Below are 20,366 nucleotides of genomic sequence, written 5' to 3'. Positions count from 1 at the left end.
CCGGCGCGGCGCCTCATGGTCCCCCCAGATAGCGGTGGATGGACTGCACGACGACGGAGCCCTCCCCCACGGCCGAGGCGACACGCTTGGTGGAGCCCGAGCGGACATCGCCGACCGCGTAGACGCCCGGCAGGCTACTGGCGAAGGTATCGGCCAGCGGGGTGCCATCCGCGGCACGGCCGGTCACCACGAAGCCCTTGCCGTCGAGCGCCAGGCAGTCCTCCAGCCAAGCGGTATTCGGCTCCGCCCCGATCATGACGAAGACATTCCGCACCGGCCGCGTGACGCTATGTTCCGAAGGCCCGTCGAACCAGGTGACCTCCTCCAGCAGGCCGGTGCCGCCAAGGGCGGTGATCGCGGATCTCGGCCGCAGCGAGATCGCCGCCGTCGAGGCGATCCGCTGGACGAGGTAGTCCGACATGGTGGCGGCCAGCCCCTCCGCACGGACCAGCATGTGGACGCGCTGCGCAACGCGGGAGAGGAACATCGCTGCCTGGCCGGCCGAATTGCCGCCGCCGACAACGATGACCTCCTCTCCCGGGCAGAGCCGCGCCTCGATCGCCGTCGCGGCGTAATGGATGCCCTGTCCCTCGAAGCGCTCGTAGTCGGGGAGATCGAGCTTGCGGTAACGAGCGCCACTCGCCACCACCACGGCCCTCGCCGCGACGGCGCGCGCATCCTCGAGCAGCAGGCGATAGGGATGCCCGCTGCAATCGAGACCTTTCACCATGCGGGAGATGGCCAGCCGGGCACCGAATTTCTGCGCCTGGATCTGCGCCCGCCCGGCCAGCGCCTGGCCGGTGATGCCGGTAGGAAAGCCGAGGTAATTCTCGATCCGCGAACTCGTGCCCGCCTGGCCGCCGGGCGCCAGGCCCTCGACGACGATGGTCCGCAGCCCTTCCGAAGCCGCATAGACGGCCGCGGCCAGGCCAGCCGGCCCTGCCCCGACCACGGCGACATCGAAGACCTCCTCCGGCCCGATCTCCTCCGTCAAGCCCAGCGCATCCGCGAGCGCCGCGGTGCCGGGATCGAACAGCACCTTGTGGCCGGGCAGGATCACCACCGGGAATTGTCCCGGCTGCAGGCCGAAGGCGGCGATGAAGACCTGCGCCTGCGGGTCCCGGTCGATATCGACGACCTCATGCGGATAACCGTTGCGACCCAGGAAGCGCTGCAGCCCGAGCAGGCCGGCTGTACGGCTGGCCCCCAGCAGAATGGCTCCGCCGTGCCCATGCTGGATGAAGCCCATGCGCCGCAGGATGAAGGCTCGCATCGCCACCTCGGCGATATCGGTCTCGGCCTGCAGCATGCGGTGGAAGTGTGGCCGGTCGATCCGCAGGACCTGGCTGCCGGGAAGGGCACGAGCCGAGACCAGTGTCTCGCGGCCGTTCAGCAGGTCCAGTTCGCCGGTGAAGCCGTGCTGGCCATGCACGGTCAAGACCGTGTCCGGCTTGCCGGTGTCGGCGGCGATCGCCAGCACCTCGATGGCGCCGTCCAGCACGATGAAGAAGTCCACGCTGCGGTCGCCCCGGCTGAAGAGCACCGCCCCTTCAGGCAAGGTCATGGCCTGGCCATAGAAGGTGGCACGCCGCACCATATCCGTCGTCAGGCGCGGGAAAATCTGCTCGGTCCGGCGATAGGGGTCGGTGGGATCGGGAAGGCTTCTATCCGTCGGCGGCATCATGGGAGGATTCTTCCGATGGACTGGAGGGATGCGGCGGCCGTACCGCCCTTCGGGTCGCTAGTAGTAGCGCGGGATCGGTCCCAGCTGCGGCGTCGGCGATCCGCCAAGATCGACTTGGACATCGTCGACGTAGCACCAGCCCCAGCCTTCCGGCGGGTCGTATCCCTCGATGATAGGGTGGCTGGTTTCGTGGAAATGCTGCCTGGCATGGCGATGCGGCGAATCGTCGCAGCAGCCGACATGGCCGCAGTTCCGGCACAGGCGGAGGTGAAGCCAGGGGGCGCCGATGGCGAGGCATTCGGCACAGCCCCGGGTGCCCGGAGTGACCCGCCGGATTCCGGACTGGTGATGACATGGGCCAGGCATCGCAGGAAGCTCCGGATATGCCGGGCGATGCTAGCGAGGCGATGGACTGCATTTCTTGTACAAAATCGTCGGGGCGCGCGGAGGCCCGGGCACAGCTCGCGCACCGGTACGGACGAAAAGCTACAGGTCAGCAAAAGTACTGATATATGCTTCGTAGTCCTTCACCGATCGGCGGAAACGGGTGGCCCAAGCGAAAGACCGCTCGATCACCCAGCGTCGCGGCAACAGCACGAAGCCACGCTTGGCGTCTGACAGACTGACCACCTCCAGCTGGATGCCATAGGTTTTTACAGCGTCAGCGGCCATCGAGCTGGTGCAGTTCCTGCCAGCGGCGCCCCCCAGCACAGCCCGCAGATCATCGGCCAATGCCTCAGCCAGCCAGCCGGCGCTGCGCCTGCTTGCAGGCCGCGGCCCAAGGCGGTAGGTCGTTCGGCATCCAGCGCCACGGCGCCCCAGTCTTGATCACGCAGCGCAGGCCATGGAGCGCTTCGCGCAGCGCATACTCCCGCCGCCCTACAGCTTTAAACAGCATGGTCAGACAAGGCGTCACCAAAGGCCGTTCATCATCGGAGACATTAGGTGGATACGGCTTGCGGGCATCCGTGCCTCGCAGCCCGATCGTTACCAGCATGATGGTCCATGACAGTCATTAGCGCGGGCGGACGACAGTCGGTTTCGCACCCTTAAGCTACAGGAGAGACATCGGCGACGCATGTGGCGGCCCACTGCGCTCAACACTGATTATCTCCTGGGTCGCTCAATCCAGGCCTACTGGCAGACTAGGACATCAATTACCCCATTTTCTCAGATAGCTACTGAGCATTGCGTGCGTCAGCAGCCGCTGCTATAGGGCTCGGCACGGAGAGGTGCCGGAGTGGTCGAACGGGTCGGTCTCGAAAACCGAAGTACGGGTAACTGTACCGTGGGTTCGAATCCCACCCTCTCCGCCAGTTCCCATACGAGCCGCACTCTCCGCCCGACCGAGCGCCGCCCTGAGTGGCAGATTTCCTGGGGTTTTCAGGGCAGACCTGTTGACTGGCCCAGCGCAAAGACGGCCCGAAATCGCTCTCCGGAGGCCAATTCTCTCCGGACCTGCTGACTTGGGCGTTTTAGTACGGAACGAAAAACCTTAGGTAAACGGCGGTTTTCAGCGCGGTAAGCACTTGCGCCGGTTCGAACCACACTTGCCCGAAATCCGTAATTCCAGAGCGAACACTTCGGTACGGAGCTGTGATCGTCCCCTGAGTGCCGGCCCAAGAGATCCCGGGAACGGGTGGTCATTAATGCAATTGCGGTCGCCGTTCGCGAAGGCACACCGTCAGGCATCCTGGTCTACGGTCCACGTGCCAGCAAAAGCGCGGAGTTCATACTGCTCGGCGCCCTCATGATTGGGGGGCGGCTCCTTTGGCCTTCCGCTTCTGTTCATCGATCTCCTTCTGGCGCTGCCGAAGTGCCTCGGTCGCCTTGGTGTCATCGAGCGGCCAGAATAAATGGCAGTAGGTGTCGTTGGGCGCGGGCACCATATCGTGGAAGGCCTTCACGGCCTCCGGGGAGCCGACAAGATGCGTGGGAATGTCCGGCTTGCCCACAAAGGCTGAAAACCCGCTCGGCATGACCGCAGCAGCCACCTGCTCCAACCGCGGATGCTCCGCCCGCCCGAGGATCATGGCGAGCAGCTGGGCATTGCCTGCCACCTGATCACCTTCGATGTAGCTCGCCGCCTCGCAGTAGCCGGGCCCCTCGGATCGCCATTGCGGGATCAAGGCGCGCTGATAGTGCCAGACCAACGCGTCGCGGTAGCCAGTCCTCACGCGGGAGATGAAGCCGAGGGAGTTGTAGGCGTAGGCATTGGCCAGCGCCTCCTCCAGCGGCTGGTGCCGATGCCATGCAAAGCCCTTGGCATGCACGGCGCGGCGATAGGCGAGGTAGCCGGGGAACGGAACGCCGCCAGCGTCGGCCAGAATCTCCAGCACCGTCGCCGCGCTCTCCACGAGGTGGTGGTAGAATTCGTGGTGAAACATCTCGAACAGCACCAGGTGCAGGAACAGTTCCTGCGATAGCCCTGGATAGAGCGGCGCTACGGCGCGCACGCCTCGCGCGTAGGTCAGCAAGCGATCCACGAAGATGTAGATGCCCCAGCGGTCCATCGGCTCGAGGTGAAAGGGCCGATAGAAGGCTATCGCGTTCACGGGCAAACGCTGGGTGTCGAGAAGCGTGCGCCGTTCCTTGCGGTTCAACAGCCTATCAAGGGTCTGCTTCGCCGTCGCCCCCAGCACGGGTTCCACGCGGTCCTGGCGAGCTTGGCGCCAACGCTTCGTCAGATCGTCAAGCTCATCCTTCTTCCATTTGCGCGCGCGATCCATCGGCAGGCCGAGCACGAGCTGCGCCGGATCAAGCATGGCCTGGCCAGTGCCGACATCCCGGACATCGATCGGCAGCGTCTTCGCCGTCCGGCCCGTGGCGCGCAGCCAGTCACAGGTTTCCGCCAGGGTTGCCTCGGCGCGACTGAGGGTGAGCGTGACTGCCATCGGATGGTGACCGCCCCCTACGCTTCAGCCTCTACGGCCATCCAACACACCAGCCGCACGTCCGCATCGCTGATGGGCGGCAGCGGCGCAGGCGGCTCGAAGCGCTCGAGCCCGGTCGCCAGGATCCAGTCCACCAGGCGCAGGCTGCGCGCCGCAGCTGGCCCTGAGCGGTCCCTGAACTGGTCGCGCAGCAGCGCCTCCTCCCGCAGGGGCCAGGGCGCCTCCAGCACGTCGAGCGCTTTGGCTAGCTTGTCACCATCCAGATCATGAGGAGGGTGCGCCCGGATGAACTCTGCCACCTGGCGGTTCAGCCGCCGAACCTGCGGCTGAAGGTTTGCCGGATCCGATAGGCTGTCCCACTCCGAGAGAATGTCGGACAGCGCCAAGTCCCAGAAGGCGAAAACACCGTCACTCAGCGCCGCCGGCATATGGCGCGGCGTCTCCTCCGTGCAGTCGATCAGGCGGAGGCAGGTGCCACTCTCCCTCTCGATCCCCGTGGCCGCGTCTGGCTGCTGCCACCCGGGCTTCGCCGGCACGAACCGCAGGAAGGTCCGTCGCTCCTCCGCCAACGCGACTTCCGCGCAGAACAGCACGCCCGACCGCTTGCCCTTGCGCATGCCGCTGCCAGCTTGCCCGGGAAGGCCCGTGATCGCCTTTCGGTCGGTTTCCAGTGCGGCTCGGAGGCGCTGGCGATATTCCTCGCCCGTCTGTGCCGCGGCCGCAGTGCCGCCCTGCTCGAACAGGGTGGGATCTTCCGCCGCCAGCTTCTCGATCTCGGCACGCGTCTCGGCGAAGACCTGCTCGCCTGCTTCGCCGCCGTCCACGGGCAGGGTCGAAACGCCAATGCTCTTAGCCGCCTGGGTCAGCTTGCGGAGGATGCGCGCCTCCAGCGCCAGCAGCGCATCGAGGCGGTCTGCCGGGAAGACGGTGCGCAGGAAGATACGCGGATGAGGGCTGCCGATGCGGTCCACACGGCCATGCCGCTGCACCAGCCGCATTGGGTTCCAGGGCAGGTCGTAGTTTAGGATGTGCCGGCACTGCTGAAGGTTCATGCCCTCGGCCAGCACATCGGTCGTGATCAGCAGGTCGTAGAGATCTTCCTGCCCTGCGGGTGGATCGCTCGATTCCGGCGCGAAGCCCCAGACGGCTTGGTTACGGTTCGCATCTTCGCCCTCCAGCCCGCCTCCCGCGACGGCCACGATGCGCCCACGGAAGCCCTTCAGGCGGTTGTCGGTGGCGATGCGCGCTTCCAGCGCCTGCCGCAGCCAAGCCACGGTATCGGCGAAGTAGGAGAAGACCAGCACCTTGCGATTGCGCTGCTCCTCCGCATCGGTGGTGGCATCGCTCTTCGCCTGGGCAGCAATCTTCGCCAGTTCCTCCACCACCGCGGCGAGCTTGGGATCGGCCTCGTCAGTCACCTCGTCCATGCGAGCGGCGAGGTCTCGCAGGATCTCCCGGTCGCGTTCCACCGCTTCGCGCAATGCCTTCGCGTCGTAGTCAGCGGCATCGTGCACCTGGCCGCTGCTATCAAGCAGGTCCTCGAAGGCCTCCTCGTCAGCCGAGAGTTCGCGCAGGAAGGCGGTGGTGATGACCTTCCCCTTGGCCAACGCCTCGAGAAACAGGTCGTGCTCACGCACCATGCGGGCGAGGCTGAGCCGGAAGGCATGGGCCGAGGATTCGAAGCGCTTCAGCAGGCCGGAGCGCAGCAGGCCTGCCGCGGTCTCCGCCGTTTCCTCGCGGTCCTCATCCTCCTCCCGCAGGTAGGCGCTCGGCGCGTAGCGCGCGAAGCTGAGCACGTTGCCGCCATTCACCGGATCCAGCGCATTCACCACGGCGTCGAAGAGCCCCGGCGCAAGGCCATCCAGGTCGTAGCGCACGGTGATAGCCACGGCCTTGGGGAAGACGATCGGGCGCATCACGCCATCCGGGCCGCGGATGGTGTCGCCTGCGTAGAACTTCTTAACGAAGCCCCGTGTCCGCTTCACGGTGATGGCGTCGATGATCGGATAGAGGAAGTCTGGGCTAAGGTTGGCCGGATCTTGCTTCGCCGCCGCCTTGAACCTCTCGCGGATGCTGATGATGCCGCGCTGCGCCAGGCGGCTGTCCTGGCGGATGAAGAAACGCTGGAGGTGGAACAGGTCCCACAGGCTGTTGTTCACCGGCGTCGCGGTCAGCAGCACCACGTCCTTGCGCTGACCGAACAGGAGCCGGCGCAGCGCGGCGGCACGGTAGGGCGAGTCCGGGTTGCGGTAGTTGTGCGCCTCGTCCACCACGACGAGGGCGTATTCGTCGAGTTCGAAGTTCAGATGATGGCCCGTGGAGTCTGGCCGCAGCTGGGGGTCCCGCAGCTGCCGGTCCCGGGCAAGCTGGTCATAGGACACCATCTGCACGAAGCGGCCGATGTTGTGTGCCTCCAGGAACTTCTCCCAGTTCGTGCGCAGCGCGGCGGGGCAAACCAAGAGCGCGCGCTGACGGTTCTTCGCGCAGGCTTCTAGGATGGCGCCGCCGATGAAGGTCTTCCCGAGGCCGACCTCGTCCGCGACGATGACGCCGCCGAAATCCTTCAGGATGCGCCGCGCGCGCCAGACGCCGTGTAACTGGAAGGCGGTCAGTGGGATGTCGCCCTGCTCCTCCCGCTCCTGCTCCAGCTCCTCGCCGTAGAGCTGCCAGAGGATGCGCATGAAAATCAGCCAGGGCGGAAACTCGGCTTCCGGCTCGTCGAAGATGGCTGCGAGGTCGAAGGGCACCGCCTCCTCCCACAGTGCGTCGAACCAGGCCTTGGCTTGCGCGAACAGCACCGGGTCCCAGCGGCCGAGGTTCAACTCCAGATTCGTCGTAAGGCCAGCGCGGGTGAGGTTGGAGGAGCCGGCGATGAGGCCGGGATCCAGACCATCCAGCAGCGTCGCCTTGGCGTGCAGGAAGGCGCGTTCGTAGCGGCGCGTCTCAAGCGTGCCGGCGCGCAGCATGGCGGCCATGCGGCGCAGGTGGCGGCGGGCGTCGGCGCTGAAGGGCTGGCGGTCGCGTTCGGCCCGCAGCCCGGCTTCCAGCAGCTTGAGGCCCTCTGCCACCTCACGGCGTTCGAAGGCTGCCTGGGGCGGGTCGCCGGGCTTGCGGAGACGGCCACGCGCGAGGCGCAGCGCTTCCGGCTCCGGCTCGGCGCCGATCATCAGGCGGACGCGGCCGGCATGTTCCAGCTTCTCGGCCACCGCGCCGAAGCCCGCCGGGCTCATGAAGGCAGTGGCGATGCTAATCTCGGTCAGCGCCAGAGGGGCTTCCGCCACACCTGGTCCGGCGGCGGCGGGCGCGTCCGGGATGGCGGCGCGCAGCGCGGCCAACAGCGTATTGCCATCCTGGTTGGTGATGAATTCCGGCTTGCTCATGGCAGGCTCCGCAGGATGGCGACGGTACGGTCGCGGCGGGCGTTCCACGCCTGCTGCTGAGCGTCCGTGGACCATTCGTGGAAGGTGTCGAAGATGTGGGTCAGATGCTCGGCGGTCATGCCGTAGAGGCGAGCGACCACTGCGTCCAACTCATCGATCAGTGCCTGCTTCTCCACAGGCATCAGCGGACCGTGCTTCACACCAATGGCCTTTGCCCAAGCTGCAAAGCGATCATCCAGGGAGGCTAGGCTGCCGGCGATCGCGACGACCTTGGCAGCCAAGCCTGCCGAAGGATCCGCGTCTGGAACGCGAAGACAGTCGAACGCCTCCTCGTCGACATGGCCTTCGACGAAGCGCCGCATCCACCAATCGGCAGGGATGCTGCTCATCACTCCGAGTAGGAAGGCTTCATGCGTGACGGGATGCTTCGGATCCGTCCACAGCACCCAAGGCGCTGACTGTGTGAGGACCCTATCCGGTGGGATCAATGCCGCTATCAAGGTGCGGGTATTGGTCCGGTTGGTGATGTCACGATACGCGATCCGCGGATGACGACAGGGATGCGTCTTTGCATCGCTCCGCCACTTGGTGGGCGTGTCAAAATATGGCGTGCCCCGGCGCGACTTGGCACGCTTATCCTGCACCAGCTTGAAGATTGGACCGCCACGGGCCTGGGCATAGTACTGACCCGTGTCTGGCTGCCAAACATCGAAGCTGTCACCCCCATACACCGGCCACAGGTCGGTCTCGGTGCCTGTGACGTTATAGTAGGCCTTGTATTTTCGGCTGGTCTCAACATCGGCGTACACGCGCCGCACCTTCAGCCGCGGGTGTTCTGAGATCAGTGGCGATGCCATCATTATCTCGATGACGTGGACCGACGTGGCCGCATCGGCGGTTGGAAGCGTTGGCTGGACGAGGCCAGCGCTGTAGGTTCGCAGCCACCTGCTGCTGCGAGTCGCGAAGTTCTTCAGGTTGCGCGCTTTAAACTGCGCCTCGCGATGATGCTCGGGCCGAAGGATGTAGTCGCAACCATCAGGTCCCTGCTTTCCGAGTTCGACGGCCACCAGCGCGATCAGTTTCCGTCCATCAACGTCGTTGAAGACCCACTCGCCTTTATTCGTCAGCATCTGGACGTCGACGCCGCGGGCACGCTGGTCGAGGTCCTCGCGCACTGGACCGTTGCCCTTGATCTTAAAGGCGTCGCCCGGAAGCACCACGCCGTAGCGGCCGCCCTGCGGTGCCAGAACCTGCGCGAAGCGCGCCATGAATGCTCGGAACAGATCTGGATGGCCGGTGTTCATCCCTGGAAGCGTCCGCATCGCATCGCGAAGCGCCTCGCTCTCCAGCCGCTCCGTTGCTTCGAGCGTGACGAGGTCGGGCCGTGCGTGCTCCAGCTTGCGGATCTGTGCGTCGCGATCCTCGGTCGACTTGATGCCGCGAAGCCCTGGAAAATGGCGCGCCCAGAACTCGTGCTTCTCCACCCGCAGCTTCTCCCACGGCGGATTGCCAATGATTGCGTCAAAGCCGGAGTTCTGGCGCCTGAAAACCTCAGGAAACGCCGCGGGCAGGTGCAGCGGCTTTGCGGCAGCAAGCGCAGCGCTGATTTCCACGTGCTCCGGCGTGTTGCGCAAGTCGAGCGTGATGCCTGCCAAGGCCTGGTTAGCAAGGATTCTGTTGACCCGGACACGGAACTGCGTGTGGCCGGAAGCGGCGGCCACCGCGGCATCGAAAAGGGACACTGCCGCAGCCACAGCATCCTTCGCGGCACGATAAGCCTCCCTGGCTTCGGCGACGTCATCGGGAGTGGTGTCTGCATTGCGTCCAAGACGCGCAAGATGCGCATCTGCAGCGGCAATCATTTCCGCCGGCTCAACGGCCAGCCCGACCCCGGCAAGCGCGGTCAGCTTGGCTTTCGCATCTTCCAGTGTGGCAACACCGACCAGGGCGTTGCCCTCCACAAGCCGATGGTCCAGCAGGCTGAGGGGCAAGCCGGGTACGAAAGTGTGGATCCAGATGGAGAGACGTGCCAGTTCGACCGCCAGCGGGTTCAGGTCTACGCCGTAGATGCATCGGCGCGCGATTAGTCGGCGCAGCAACTGGCCATCCTCGATCTGCTGGGTGCCCTCCAGCCCCAACTTCTTCAACTCGGTCTCGGCAGCGGTCCGCAGCTTCGCGAGTTCAGCCGTGACGCCAGGCAACTTGCGCTTCGGATCGGCAAGGATGGCGGACAAAGCGCGCTCGATCCGGTCGACCGCCGCGACCAGGAAGTGGCCGCTGCCCATGGCGATGTCGGCAACACGGATGTCAAAGAAGGCTTCGGCCGCATCGGTATCGTCTACCGCCATAAGCCTCTCTGCATGCGCCGCGAGCACAGGCTCGACGGCGGTGTCCAGTTCGTGATCCACAGCGAAGCTAGGTGTGAAGTAGCTGCCGGAGGATTTGCGCGCCCCTGAGCGGTTATGCAGGTAGATTCCGCCGCGTGGCACAGCGACCGCATCGCGCGCCTTGGCTGGGACATAGACGAGATCCTTGCCCTGCTTCTTCAGCGCTAGGTCGGCATCCGCCACCGCCAGCTCGGATTCCAGCAGCCCTTCGTAGATCGTGCCAAATTCGCGCACCCGCAGGCTGCGGAAATCGACCGGGCCGATGCCATCGGGCCGGGCCAGGTCGCGCTTGTCGTCCAGCAGCAGCCCGCGCAGCACCGGCTCGAACACTGTGTCGGGCAGCGAAATGCCGGCGAGTGCGGCGCCCGGCTTGGAGATGACGGGGTCAGTCTCGAACAGGCCGCCGCCATAGGCGGGCACGCCGAGCGCCGCGTCACCCTCGCGCACCGCGTCGAACAGGCGGGTGACTTCCTGCCAGAGGTGCGCGCCGGGCCCCGGCGCGGCAGTGCTCGTCGCCAACTCCTGCGCCTTGGTCTTCAAGGCGCGGCGGCGATAGGCCTCATTTCCCGAAAAGGGCAACAGGTCGCGATCCTCGGCATAGGCGATGAACAGCAGGCGAAACAGCACGGTCAGCGCCATGCCGTAAGTCAGGCGAAGGTCCTCGGCCGAGAAGGAATGCAGGCCGCGCGCACGGGCGATGCCGGTGGCTAGGCCGGGGATAACGCGGTCATAAATACGCTCGCGCAGCCGCACCGCCAGGTCGGCGGCAAAGCGTTTGGAGTTGTCCAGCAACTCCTCAAGCGTGCCGCTGGGCTTCAGGGCATCGGCGGAAAAGATCAGCCAGAGCAGCGCGGCCTGGTCCTGGCGCATCAGGCCGGTGCGCAGCTCGATCCAGGTTTCCGTCCGGCCACGCCGGCCCACGCCGACGCCGAGTTCGACGGGGTAGAGCCGCACTCGGTCGCCCTGCACCACGACCACCCAGGGCAGGTTGCGCTGATCCGCCATGGCCAGCGCCCAGGAGACGGGCGAGAGATTCTGGAAGCGCGGTGCCGCACCCTCCGGCGTCTCACCACCGTTGAGCAGCACGGCCACGGCGCGGTCACGCGAGCCGGTGCGCAGCAGGCTGGTGACACCGTCCGCCTTCTCGACGCCGAAGCCGAGCCGGCGGAGTAGGTCCATGCCGACGGCGCCGAGGACGGGCGCCGCACGGGTCTGCGTCGCAGTCCAGTCGGTGCGAAGCCGCGCGCCGCGGGCGAGCTCGTGATCGGAGAGCAGGCCCTCATTGCGGATGCCCGGCAACTCGGTTTCCAGGCTCGGCAGTGCGTCATGCAGGAAGCGGAGTGCGGCATTGCGGTCCGGCTCGGCGAGGGCGCGGATGCAGAGCCGCTCTGCCTGCTTCGCCTCGATGCGGCGGATCGGCGGATCCTCTCCTGCGGGGCCACAGATGACTGCGGTGTCGCCATGCAGCGCGATGGCGAGCAGCGGCGCGGCACGGCCGCCGAGGCGGTCCTTCCAGACCTGCCGGAGAGCGGTGACCTTGGGCTCCGTTGCGGCGTCGAGTACCAGCACCTCGAGACCGAGGTTGCCCTGCCCAAGATGTAGGCCGCGCAGCGTAAGCCCTTCCGGCAGCGTGAGCGTGACGCGGCGTGGGACGTAGTCGTCGAGGAAGGTGGTCATTGCGATGTTCCGATCAACGGGACGCGGATGAGACGGATCTGCGCGGCGCCCAGGCAGGGCGCCGCGCGTCACCGCGTCAGGCCGCGGCCCGGCCTTCCTTGAGCAGCGCCGTTTCGAACTGACTGGCTGCGAAGCCGTAGGAGGCCTCGTTCTTGCCGAGCTTCTGCGGATCGAAGCGGGACATCTCCAGCACGAGCTTGTAGTTCTGCGCGATGTCCTTCAGGTGCCGGTCGAGGAAGCTGGACGGATCGGTGGACCAGCCCACCTTGCCGTCCTTCACCGTCATCAAGGCACGCAGCCCCCAGACCAGGGGCATGATCAGGCCGTCGGGGTAACTGTAGTCCACCGCCTGTTCGGTGAAATGCGTCTCCGGCTGGGTGCGCATGTACTTGCGGTTCTTGTCGGCCTTCTTCGCCGGGTCGTACATGCGCACGATGCCGATGCGTCCGAAGTGGCCGCCGGCCGCGTTGTAGGCGGCGGGGAAGTCCGCGTAGATCTTGTCGTACAGTGCCGGCAGGTCACCCAGCACCGTGATCGCGCTACGGACGGCGTCGTTGCTAAGCGCGTGCAAAGGCCCATCGGCCGCGCGGGTCGAGACGTTTGCGTTGCTCATCAGATCGTCGAAGAGCTTCGCGCACTCGCCCTTGTTTCGATAGATGTTCTGCGGCGCCGGCGCCTTCACCGGCAGCCCGGGCAGCAGGGAGAGCGGGATCCAGGACAGCGCGACAATGTCGCGCACCTTCACGTCACCGCCGGCCATGTTGGACTTCCACTCGATGCGGTCACGGACGCTCGGCGGAAGGGCCGCCTTGATGGCGTCGTAGAAGCCCTTCTGGTTGGCCTTCGTCTCCAGCGTCAGTTCGGCGTTGTTGTTGCGGGCCGCGCAGATCTCGAGCAGCTCGGAGCGGAAGTCTGAGACGACCGCGTCATCCTCGAGGTCAGCCGGCACCAGGACTTCCACGGGAACGAGGAAGTCGAGCTCGTCGCGCACCGCCTCAATCGCCTCGCGGTTGGCACGCCAGGCGTCCTTGAAGGTTTCCCAGTTCTTGACCTTCTTCGTGGCCTTCTCGTCGTTCAGCGCAGTGGTCAGGATGTGGGTGCCGATCGCGAGCATGTTGTGGCCGCCGTCCAGGATGCCCTCCGTGGTCGGGTCAGCAAATCGGACTTCGTAGCGCTGGCGCTGCAGCGCCTCGTATTCAGAGGAGCCGATCAGCACACCCTTGGTCTTGAAGGGGAAGATGTCGGCGTCGCGCCGGATACTCTCGACGATGGCCTCGGTCACCGGTCCCCACTTGGCGGAGCGCGGGTTGGCGTCGAGGTCCACGGCGTCGAAAAGGGTGAGCAGGCTCTTCGCCTGCACGAACCCGACCAAGCGTTTCACGGAACCATGCGTCTGTTCCGCGACATGCTCGTACTTGATGATAATCTTGCTGGGCTTCATAGCCGGTCTCTCCTGCTGATGAGGAGAACCGGATCCGGCACGGGCTTCCCTCACGGGAAAGCACGACCTATGCGGCGGTTGCCGCTCGGACCGAACTAGCCACCATCCGGCGGCAACCAACACCAGAACCGCTTCTCAGGGTTCTTCGCAGCTCCGTTTCGGGAGCAGGAGGTTAATATCTGGCCGCCGATGTTCGCGTCAATCAGAATTTGTAGTCTAATCGCGGCGAGTGATCTTAGCCCGGCAGACAGCGGCATTCGCTCTGCTACCCCTACTCCGCGCCTGGTGGCGACCGAGCCGTGCTTGCATCGGCTTCCAATGACTGTTCAATGTCGAAGCAGACATGCCCCCGCCTGACACGCAATCGCCAAACTTCGGTTTCCTCGCCCGCTACGACGTTGCGCCAGCGACGGTAGCAGCACGGGCGGAGCCATGCTTCCCAGGCGATCCCGTCAGGACGTCAATGAAGCTTTGCCAGTACGGTGAGCTCCTAGCGCTGCAGATGGCAGCCAGGATCGGAGTCTACAGCAGCGCCGAGGAGCCGCAGGCCGAACTTCTGGCCCAGATAGGACGCGGGGGAGCGGTCCCGCGAGAGGCTCTGGACGTCTCCGACGACGTTCGGTGGGCCGGGAACAGTGCTATGCATGGCAATAACGGAGACGACAAACCCACACGGCGCCGGGCGAGCGCCGGCGGATGAGAGGTCAACGCGAAGCTGGTGCGCATGCTGGCGCGGCAACGGGTCAGCGCAGGCTAAGCCTCGGGATACGGGTGCCGTGAAGTCTTGGCTCAGCAAACTGGCCAACAGCTTCTCGCGGAAGCCGAAGCCCACCGCCGACACGACCTGGCACGCCGAAGATTTTCGAACCGTCCCGGACCGGCCCGCCGTGGCCGACCCCTGGGCACCGGACGCCGCACCGACCGCCCTGCGCGAGCGCCCCGCCCCTGCTCCAATTGCGGAGCCCATGACGCAGCCCGCGCCGACCGAAGGGCTCTCGCCCCCCGTCGCTCCCCAGCGCGCCGGGCCGGTAGAGGCGGCCAGTTCGGCCCGGAACAACACGGGCGATGAGGAAGCCCCGCTTCAAGCCCAGGACGCCTCGCCGGAGCCGCCTCCGTCGGCAGCGGAGCTGCCCTGGTCCACCACCGCGCTTACCAGGACGGAGCCAGAAGACGCCGAACCCGCCGCGGAGGCGCCCCCAGACGCAGTAGAAGCGGATCATGCCGCAACAGCGTTGGCGCGTGCCGCCCCGTCCGACGCCATAGCCGCGGCCAGCCAAGCGGAGGCGGTGGCGGCGCTGGAGCCGGAGGCCGGCCTCGCACCCACCGCGCCCGAAGCCGAGCTCGGCTGGGATGATGTTTGGCCCGCGTCCGCCCTGCGGGATGAAGAGGCAACGCAGTCGCGAGACGGCGCGGGAACCACCGCCCCCGAGGGGGGGGGGGACAATATCGCCCCGATCGGCCCGCCGGACGCGCCCTGGGCCGAGCAGGTGCCCCAAGCGGCAAGCGTTGCGGAGTTCACGTGGGAGGATGTCACTCCGCCTGCGAGCGCCGCGAGCCTCACCGGGATCAGTGACCCCGACCGGCTCGAGAGGACCGCTCTCTTCGCCGATTGGGATGACTTCGCGCCGGGTGATCCCGCAGCGCCGCCGCCCATCTCGGCATCCGCCCACGACGATGACTTCGACCTTCCCGAGTATGACCCGGGGCTCAGCCAAAGGCTGGGCGATGCCGAGTGGGCTGCTAAGGCGCCGCGGGATTCACTGGCGCGGCAGCGGGCTGGCATGATCGCGGCGCTGCTGGACGTGACCTCCCGATACGAGGCGGAAGCCGCGTTGCAATGGCTGGAAGCGTTCTTCCTGGAGCATCGCTGGTCCGCCACCTTCCGCGCGCTTGAGACCGCGGCCCTGGAGGGCCTGGATTTCCCCACCTTGCGCGCGATGGCCGCGCTTAAGGACATCTGGGCTGAGCGGCCCGACTGGTGGCTTCGCCGCATCCGCACGAATAGGGCGACCCTGGGCGGGACGCCAACCGAACGGCTGCCTCGGGGCGACACCGCGCTCAGCTGGCGGCTCGCCCGCCGCATCTGCCTCGCGCGGTGCGACTTCCCCCCGGACGAGATGATCGATCCCGACTGGCTGGCGGAATGGTACGCGCTGCCGCCGGCCGACCCGGGTGCCAGCTTCTTCACCTCATTCCTCGACGAGAAGGCGGGGGCGATGCTGGTGGAGGCCCTGCATGAGGGCCTCGCGGCAAAGGCAAGCGAGGACGAGCCTCCATCGCAGGGCCATCACCACTTGGCGCCACGCCGGCCCCTGTCCTGCGGTCCGGACGGGGAGTTGGTCAGCCCGGTGATGGTGGAGGCGACCGGGCAACGGCAGAGGAGGACGGAAGATGACGGTTGAGCTCCTGGTGCCGGTGACCGGCTGCTTCGTGCGCAACCGCGAGGACAGGCAGAAGATTGGCGTCGTCCTCGACCGGGCGCAGGCCCACCAGCGTTGGCAGATCAAGGTCCAATGGGGTGGAAACACAACCGAGTGGAACGGCCTGGAGCAGTTGGCCTGCGGCTTCCAGTCCGGCTGGGCGGTGCAGGACGTCCCCCTCTCGGCGGTCCGGCAAACGCTGGGAATCGGCCATGTCGTCCAGACCCGCGAACTGGCGGGGCGTGAGCAGGTCCTGGTCCAGTGGGACGACACCGGCCGCTCGACCTGGATGCCCTATGAGAACCTACGCCGTGTCAAAGACGCCGCGGGCTTCTACGAGCGGGCGGAGGCGCGGCACGCGGACGCGGGCCAGAGGTTCCGGCTGCGCTTGCTGGCCTATGCGCTGGAGAATTGGAACCAGCTCACGGGCTCGCTGGATAGGTTGGACATCGACCCGCTCCCTCATCAGATCCAGCTGGTTCACCGCATCATCAGCTCGGGGAACACGAACTGGCTGATCGCGGACGACGTCGGGCTGGGAAAGACGATCGAGGTCGGCCTGCTGCTGGCGGCGCTCAAGCGGAAGGGCCAGGGCCGGCGCGTTCTCATAGTGGCACCTGCGGGGCTGACCCGGCAGTGGCGCGACGAGATGCAGTACAAGTTCGACGAGACGTACGACATATACGGCCGAGATTTCGTCGTGGACGATCCGGCTCGCTGGCGCGGCCGCGACAAGGTCATCATCTCGCTCGACTTGGCGAAGCGCGAAGATCACTCGCTGATGCTGCGTGCCGCAGGGGGCTGGGACGTCGTCGTCTTCGACGAAGGCCACCGCCTGACGCGCCATGAGGGCGGGCACCGGTCCGAGCGCTATCGCCTGGCCGAGACCTTGCGGCGGGACGCCGATGCCTTCCTGCTGCTGAGCGGCACACCCCACCAAGGATACACGGACCGCTTCAAGGGCCTGCTGGACCTCGTTCGGCCAGATCTCAAACGCCAGATCGAGAGCCTGGAGGCGAACCCCGAGATCGTGGGCGAGATGATCCTGCGAAACCGGAAATCCACGGTCACCGACGCGGAGGGCAGGCTGATCTTCCAAGGTCACGAGGTGCACCGCGTTCCGATCGAGCCTTCGCGGGAGACGATGCGGTTTCAGCGCCTCCTGCATGACTACCTGCAACGGGGATACAAGGTCCGCGATGCGGGCGGCACGAAGGCGCGCGCCGTGGGCTTCGTAATGGTGACCTACCGGAAGCTCGCTTCTTCCTCGATCGCCGCGATCGAGGGAGCCCTGCGTCGCCGGCTCGAGCGGCTAACGGGCGAGGCGATCCCTGAGACCGGCTCCGTTCTCGACCTGGAAGACCTCATGGAAGGCGGGGACGACCACGACGACCTGGATGCCGCTGCACCGGCCGCACAGTTCTTTGCGGACGAGGAGGCGATGCTGCACGACCTCCTGGCGGCCGCGGCGAAGTGCCGCCTGGTTGATGAGAAGCTTCGCCTGTTCCTGGAACAGGTGGTGGATCCCTTAGTCGCGCAGGGTAAGAAGCTGCTGGTCTTCACGGAGTACCGGGCGACCCAGGCCTATCTGAAAGAGGCAATCCAGAGCCGGTTTCCGCAGCACGGCGTCGCGATGATCAACGGCTCCATGGCACTGGATGCAAAGCTGGCGGCCATCCTCTCATTCCAGGGTGGTGCGATGTTCATGATCTCCACCGAAGCCGGTGGGGAAGGGATCAACCTTCAGGATGGCTGCCACGTGATGGTCAACTACGACCTGCCGTGGAATCCGGCGCGGCTCGTCCAGCGGATCGGGCGCCTCTACCGCTATGGCCAGAGGGAGAAGGTGATCGTCTTCAACCTTCACGCGCGGGACAACTTCGACAACAGCGCCATCAGCATGATGCTCGACCGCGTGATGACGGTCGCGCGGGAAATGGCGCCGGTCGGCAGCGAGTATAATGAGCGCCTCTACACCGAGATCGTCGGCGAGCTTCTGGAGAATCTCGACTTGGCCTCGATCCTGCAGAGGGCCGAAGGCGCGCGGGAGGAGCGGACGCGGGCGGAGATCGACGAGGCGGTCCGCCAGGCCCAGAGGGCGAAGGAGATGCAGGATGAGATTCTCTCGTATGCCGCGGGCTTCGACCCAGAGGCACTTGGCGGTGCGCTTGGGCTGACGATGCGGGATGTGGGCATGTTCATCCGAGCCATGCTCCCCATGATCGAGGCCCAGATCGAGGCTACGCTCTATGACGGCCGCGTCCTGGAGCTGAGGCTGCCTGAAGCGCTGCGTGGCGACTTCCCGGAGTTCAAGGCCAGGACTGTCGTTCGTGTCACGACAGACCGACGCCTCGCTCAGCGCCTCGAGGGTGTTGTCCTGCTCGATTTTGAGTCAAGCTTCTTTACGCACCTCATCGCTTTGGCGAAGCGGCCGGATTTCGGCGGCACGTATGCGCCGCTCGATCCTCAAGCTCCTCAAGGCGGCATGGTCGGAGCCTATAAGCTGCGATGGCAGAATGACCAGGGTGAGCCCATAGTGGACGAGTTCGTCGTCCTGCATAGCCCCGGCGAGGAGCCAGTCGCAGCCAACCCCAGCTTCCTCACCGCACTGCTCCGAAAGGACGTGCCTACAGCCCGGCAGCCCAACGCGGACCCGGCGGAGCGGAGAGCGAGCCTTGCGCGCCTGAGACGGGCCGCCGAACTCCGCCTCGCCGCCGAAAGCACCCGCTTTAAGCACCCCAACGGGTTGGTGCTACTGGCGGCAGCGGATCTCCTACCCGCCGGAGGGAGTTGAGCGCCGGCTGCCCGCCATCCAGCCGGCCGGCTCAGCTGCTCGCCCTGGTCTGCTGTCGCTCCCACTCCACCGGGAACGGTTCCATCAGCCGCGGCAGTGTCATCCTCTCCGGCTGCCGCCCGTCCAGGATCGCCTCGACGATGTCCGGCGCCAGCAGGGTCAGGCGCAGCAGGCGGGAGACGTAGGACGAATTGATCGTCTCGGCAGCGGCCAGTTCATTGATCGTGCTGTACCGGCCCGCCTCCATCATCCGCCGCCACCGGAACGCCCGGGCCAGTGCCTTCACCAACGTAGTGTCGGCAGCCGAGGAGCCCCTGCTTGTGGTGCTGCTCGGCGCGATCATCAGCTTCCGCCCGCCCCGCTGCTTCCGGATCGCCAGCGGTACCCGGACGGTTAGCATCTGCGCGGCGCCGGTCATGCTGCGGCCCGCGCCGATTCGCCGGGCGGCGCCGCGAGGTCTCGCGCCAGACTGGCCAGCCCCTCCAGCTTCAGGCGCACGTCGGCGCCGCCCGCCCCGATGTCCACGCGGTCGACCAGGAGGCGAATGATGCGCGCCTGCTCTGTGGGGAAGAGTTCATCCCACAGCGGGTCGAGCCGCTCCAGTGCCAGCCGGGCCTCGCCCTCAGTCATCTCCGGCGCCGAGGCCCGCGCCGCGCGCCAGGCGCCCAGCACCACCTCCGGCTGGCGCAGCAGCCTTCGAACCTGCGCGATGACGGCGCCCTCTATCTCCGCGGCGGAAATCCGGGCGATGGCCGGGCCGTCCGCGGCGCTGCCCTTCAACACCGACTGGCTGACATAGTAGCGGTACTGCTGGCCGCGGCGCCCCCGCGCGTGGGTGGGCGACATGGCGCGCCCGTCGCTGCCAAAGATCAGCCCGCGCAGTAGCGAGGGTGTCTGGCAGCGGGTGCGGTTGGCGCGTGTCTTCGGGCTGACCGCCAGCAGGGCGTGCGCCGCGTCCCACATCGCCTGCGGCACGATGGCGGCATGCTCGCCCGGGTGCGATTTCCCCTTGTGCATCGCCTCGCCGAGATAGGTCCGGTTGCTCAGCACCCGATACACGTCGCTCTTGGTGAAGGCGCGGCCGCGCTTCGTGGTGGCGCCCTCTGCCCGCAGCATGATGACGAGCTTCGTGCCCGATTCCGTCTCGACAAAGCCTTCGAAGATCCGCCTCACCAGCGCCGCCTCGGCATCGTTCACCAGCAGCTTGCGATCCTTGGCGTCGTAGCCGAGCGGCACGAAGCCTCCCATCCAGATCCCGCGCGCCCGCGAAGCCGCCACCTTGTCGCGGATGCGCTCGCCGATGACCTCGCGCTCGAACTGCGCGAAGCTGAGCAGTATGTTCAGCGTGAGGCGACCCATGCTGGTGGTCGTGTTGAACGACTGCGTGACGGAGACGAAGGTCACGTTGTTCACGTCTAACACCTCCACCAGCTTGGCGAAGTCCATCAGCGCGCGCGACAGCCGGTCGATCTTGTAGACCACCACCACGTCGATGAGGCCGCGCTCGATGTCCGCCAGCAGGCGCCGCAGCGCCGGCCGCTCCAGCGTGCCACCGGACACGCCGCCATCGTCGTAGCGATCGGGCACCAGCACCCAGCCTTCCGACCGCTGGCTAGAGCGTTTTCCTATCAGTCTGCGTCATAGCCTGCGGCGGTAAAGTAGTTAGTGCACTCGGTTGGGGTGAAGGTG

General features: G+C 66.3%; 11 protein-coding genes, 1 tRNA gene and 1 pseudogene. 3 read left to right on the top strand and 10 right to left on the bottom strand.

Annotated elements, in window-relative coordinates:
* Positions 1–13: 13 nt before the first annotated feature.
* The 4 genes and pseudogenes from AC0IW9_RS23640 to AC0IW9_RS23625 form a co-directional block, all read right to left on the bottom strand.
* Positions 14–1,684: an FAD-dependent oxidoreductase gene (locus AC0IW9_RS23640; RefSeq protein ID WP_471650767.1), complete on the bottom strand. Its 1,671-nt coding sequence runs from the start codon at positions 1,682–1,684 to the stop codon at positions 14–16.
* 57 nt (positions 1,685–1,741) lie between these two features.
* Complete coding sequence (locus tag AC0IW9_RS23635; RefSeq protein ID WP_471650766.1) at positions 1,742–2,050, bottom strand: UBP-type zinc finger domain-containing protein; 309 nt, start codon at positions 2,048–2,050, stop codon at positions 1,742–1,744.
* A gap of 120 nt (positions 2,051–2,170) precedes the next feature.
* Positions 2,171–2,329, bottom strand: a pseudogene (locus AC0IW9_RS23630) (transposase); the annotation flags it as partial.
* A 91-nt stretch (positions 2,330–2,420) separates the two neighbouring features.
* Positions 2,421–2,681, bottom strand: a complete 261-nt coding sequence (locus AC0IW9_RS23625; RefSeq protein WP_471650765.1) for a transposase — start codon at positions 2,679–2,681, stop codon at positions 2,421–2,423.
* Positions 2,682–2,910: 229 nt separating this feature from the next.
* Between AC0IW9_RS23625 and AC0IW9_RS23620 the strand changes: the two genes are divergently transcribed.
* Positions 2,911–3,000, top strand: a tRNA-Ser gene (locus tag AC0IW9_RS23620).
* Between the two features lie 432 nt (positions 3,001–3,432).
* On the opposite strand, the gene AC0IW9_RS23615 is transcribed toward AC0IW9_RS23620, so the two are convergent.
* The 4 genes from AC0IW9_RS23615 to AC0IW9_RS23600 form a co-directional block, all read right to left on the bottom strand.
* Positions 3,433–4,578 carry a hypothetical protein gene (locus AC0IW9_RS23615; protein ID WP_471650764.1) on the bottom strand — a complete coding sequence of 382 codons (1,146 nt, stop codon included), beginning with the start codon at positions 4,576–4,578 and terminating at the stop codon, positions 3,433–3,435.
* Positions 4,579–4,595: 17 nt separating this feature from the next.
* Positions 4,596–8,006: a helicase-related protein gene (locus AC0IW9_RS23610; protein WP_471650763.1), complete on the bottom strand. Its 3,411-nt coding sequence runs from the start codon at positions 8,004–8,006 to the stop codon at positions 4,596–4,598.
* Complete coding sequence (locus AC0IW9_RS23605) at positions 7,955–12,022, bottom strand: Eco57I restriction-modification methylase domain-containing protein (RefSeq protein ID WP_471650762.1); 4,068 nt, start codon at positions 12,020–12,022, stop codon at positions 7,955–7,957. The genes AC0IW9_RS23610 and AC0IW9_RS23605 overlap by 52 nt, the downstream gene beginning before the upstream one ends.
* 76 nt (positions 12,023–12,098) lie before the next feature.
* Positions 12,099–13,463 carry a hypothetical protein gene (locus AC0IW9_RS23600; RefSeq protein ID WP_471650761.1) on the bottom strand — a complete coding sequence of 455 codons (1,365 nt, stop codon included), beginning with the start codon at positions 13,461–13,463 and terminating at the stop codon, positions 12,099–12,101.
* A 776-nt stretch (positions 13,464–14,239) separates the two neighbouring features.
* Here AC0IW9_RS23600 and AC0IW9_RS23595 point away from each other — a divergent pair.
* Together AC0IW9_RS23595 and AC0IW9_RS23590 are read left to right on the top strand one after the other, a co-directional pair.
* Entirely contained in the window at positions 14,240–15,865 is a 1,626-nt protein-coding gene (locus AC0IW9_RS23595; protein ID WP_471650760.1) for a hypothetical protein, read from the top strand.
* Positions 15,855–18,677 (top strand): DEAD/DEAH box helicase, encoded by a 2,823-nt coding sequence (locus tag AC0IW9_RS23590; RefSeq protein ID WP_471650759.1) that lies wholly within the window; start codon positions 15,855–15,857, stop codon positions 18,675–18,677. The genes AC0IW9_RS23595 and AC0IW9_RS23590 overlap by 11 nt, the downstream gene beginning before the upstream one ends.
* Before the next feature lie 31 nt (positions 18,678–18,708).
* Here AC0IW9_RS23590 and AC0IW9_RS23585 read toward each other — a convergent pair whose 3' ends face one another.
* Entirely contained in the window at positions 18,709–19,095 is a 387-nt protein-coding gene (locus AC0IW9_RS23585; protein ID WP_471650758.1) for a hypothetical protein, read from the bottom strand.
* Positions 19,092–20,270 carry a recombinase family protein gene (locus AC0IW9_RS23580; RefSeq protein WP_471650757.1) on the bottom strand — a complete coding sequence of 393 codons (1,179 nt, stop codon included), beginning with the start codon at positions 20,268–20,270 and terminating at the stop codon, positions 19,092–19,094. Before AC0IW9_RS23580 ends, AC0IW9_RS23585 begins: the two co-directional genes overlap by 4 nt.
* Positions 20,271–20,366: the final 96 nt, after the last annotated feature.

The organism is Belnapia sp. AC561, from assembly GCF_979252845.1.
Note: the sequence above shows the minus strand (reverse complement) of the source record. Positions and strands in the feature narration are given on the sequence as shown.

Excerpts from the sequence above, each read along its gene's own strand:
- AC0IW9_RS23640 (WP_471650767.1), bottom strand. The coding sequence starts at position 1,684 with ATGATGCCGCCGACGGATAGAAGCCTTCCCGATCCCACCGACCCCTAT.
- AC0IW9_RS23635 (WP_471650766.1), bottom strand. The coding sequence starts at position 2,050 with ATGCCTGGCCCATGTCATCACCAGTCCGGAATCCGGCGGGTCACTCCG.
- AC0IW9_RS23625 (WP_471650765.1), bottom strand. The coding sequence starts at position 2,681 with ATGCTGGTAACGATCGGGCTGCGAGGCACGGATGCCCGCAAGCCGTAT.
- AC0IW9_RS23615 (WP_471650764.1), bottom strand. The coding sequence starts at position 4,578 with ATGGCAGTCACGCTCACCCTCAGTCGCGCCGAGGCAACCCTGGCGGAA.
- AC0IW9_RS23605 (WP_471650762.1), bottom strand. The coding sequence starts at position 12,022 with ATGACCACCTTCCTCGACGACTACGTCCCACGCCGCGTCACGCTCACG.
- AC0IW9_RS23600 (WP_471650761.1), bottom strand. The coding sequence starts at position 13,463 with ATGAAGCCCAGCAAGATTATCATCAAGTACGAGCATGTCGCGGAACAG.
- AC0IW9_RS23590 (WP_471650759.1), top strand. The coding sequence starts at position 15,855 with ATGACGGTTGAGCTCCTGGTGCCGGTGACCGGCTGCTTCGTGCGCAAC.
- AC0IW9_RS23585 (WP_471650758.1), bottom strand. The coding sequence starts at position 19,095 with ATGACCGGCGCCGCGCAGATGCTAACCGTCCGGGTACCGCTGGCGATC.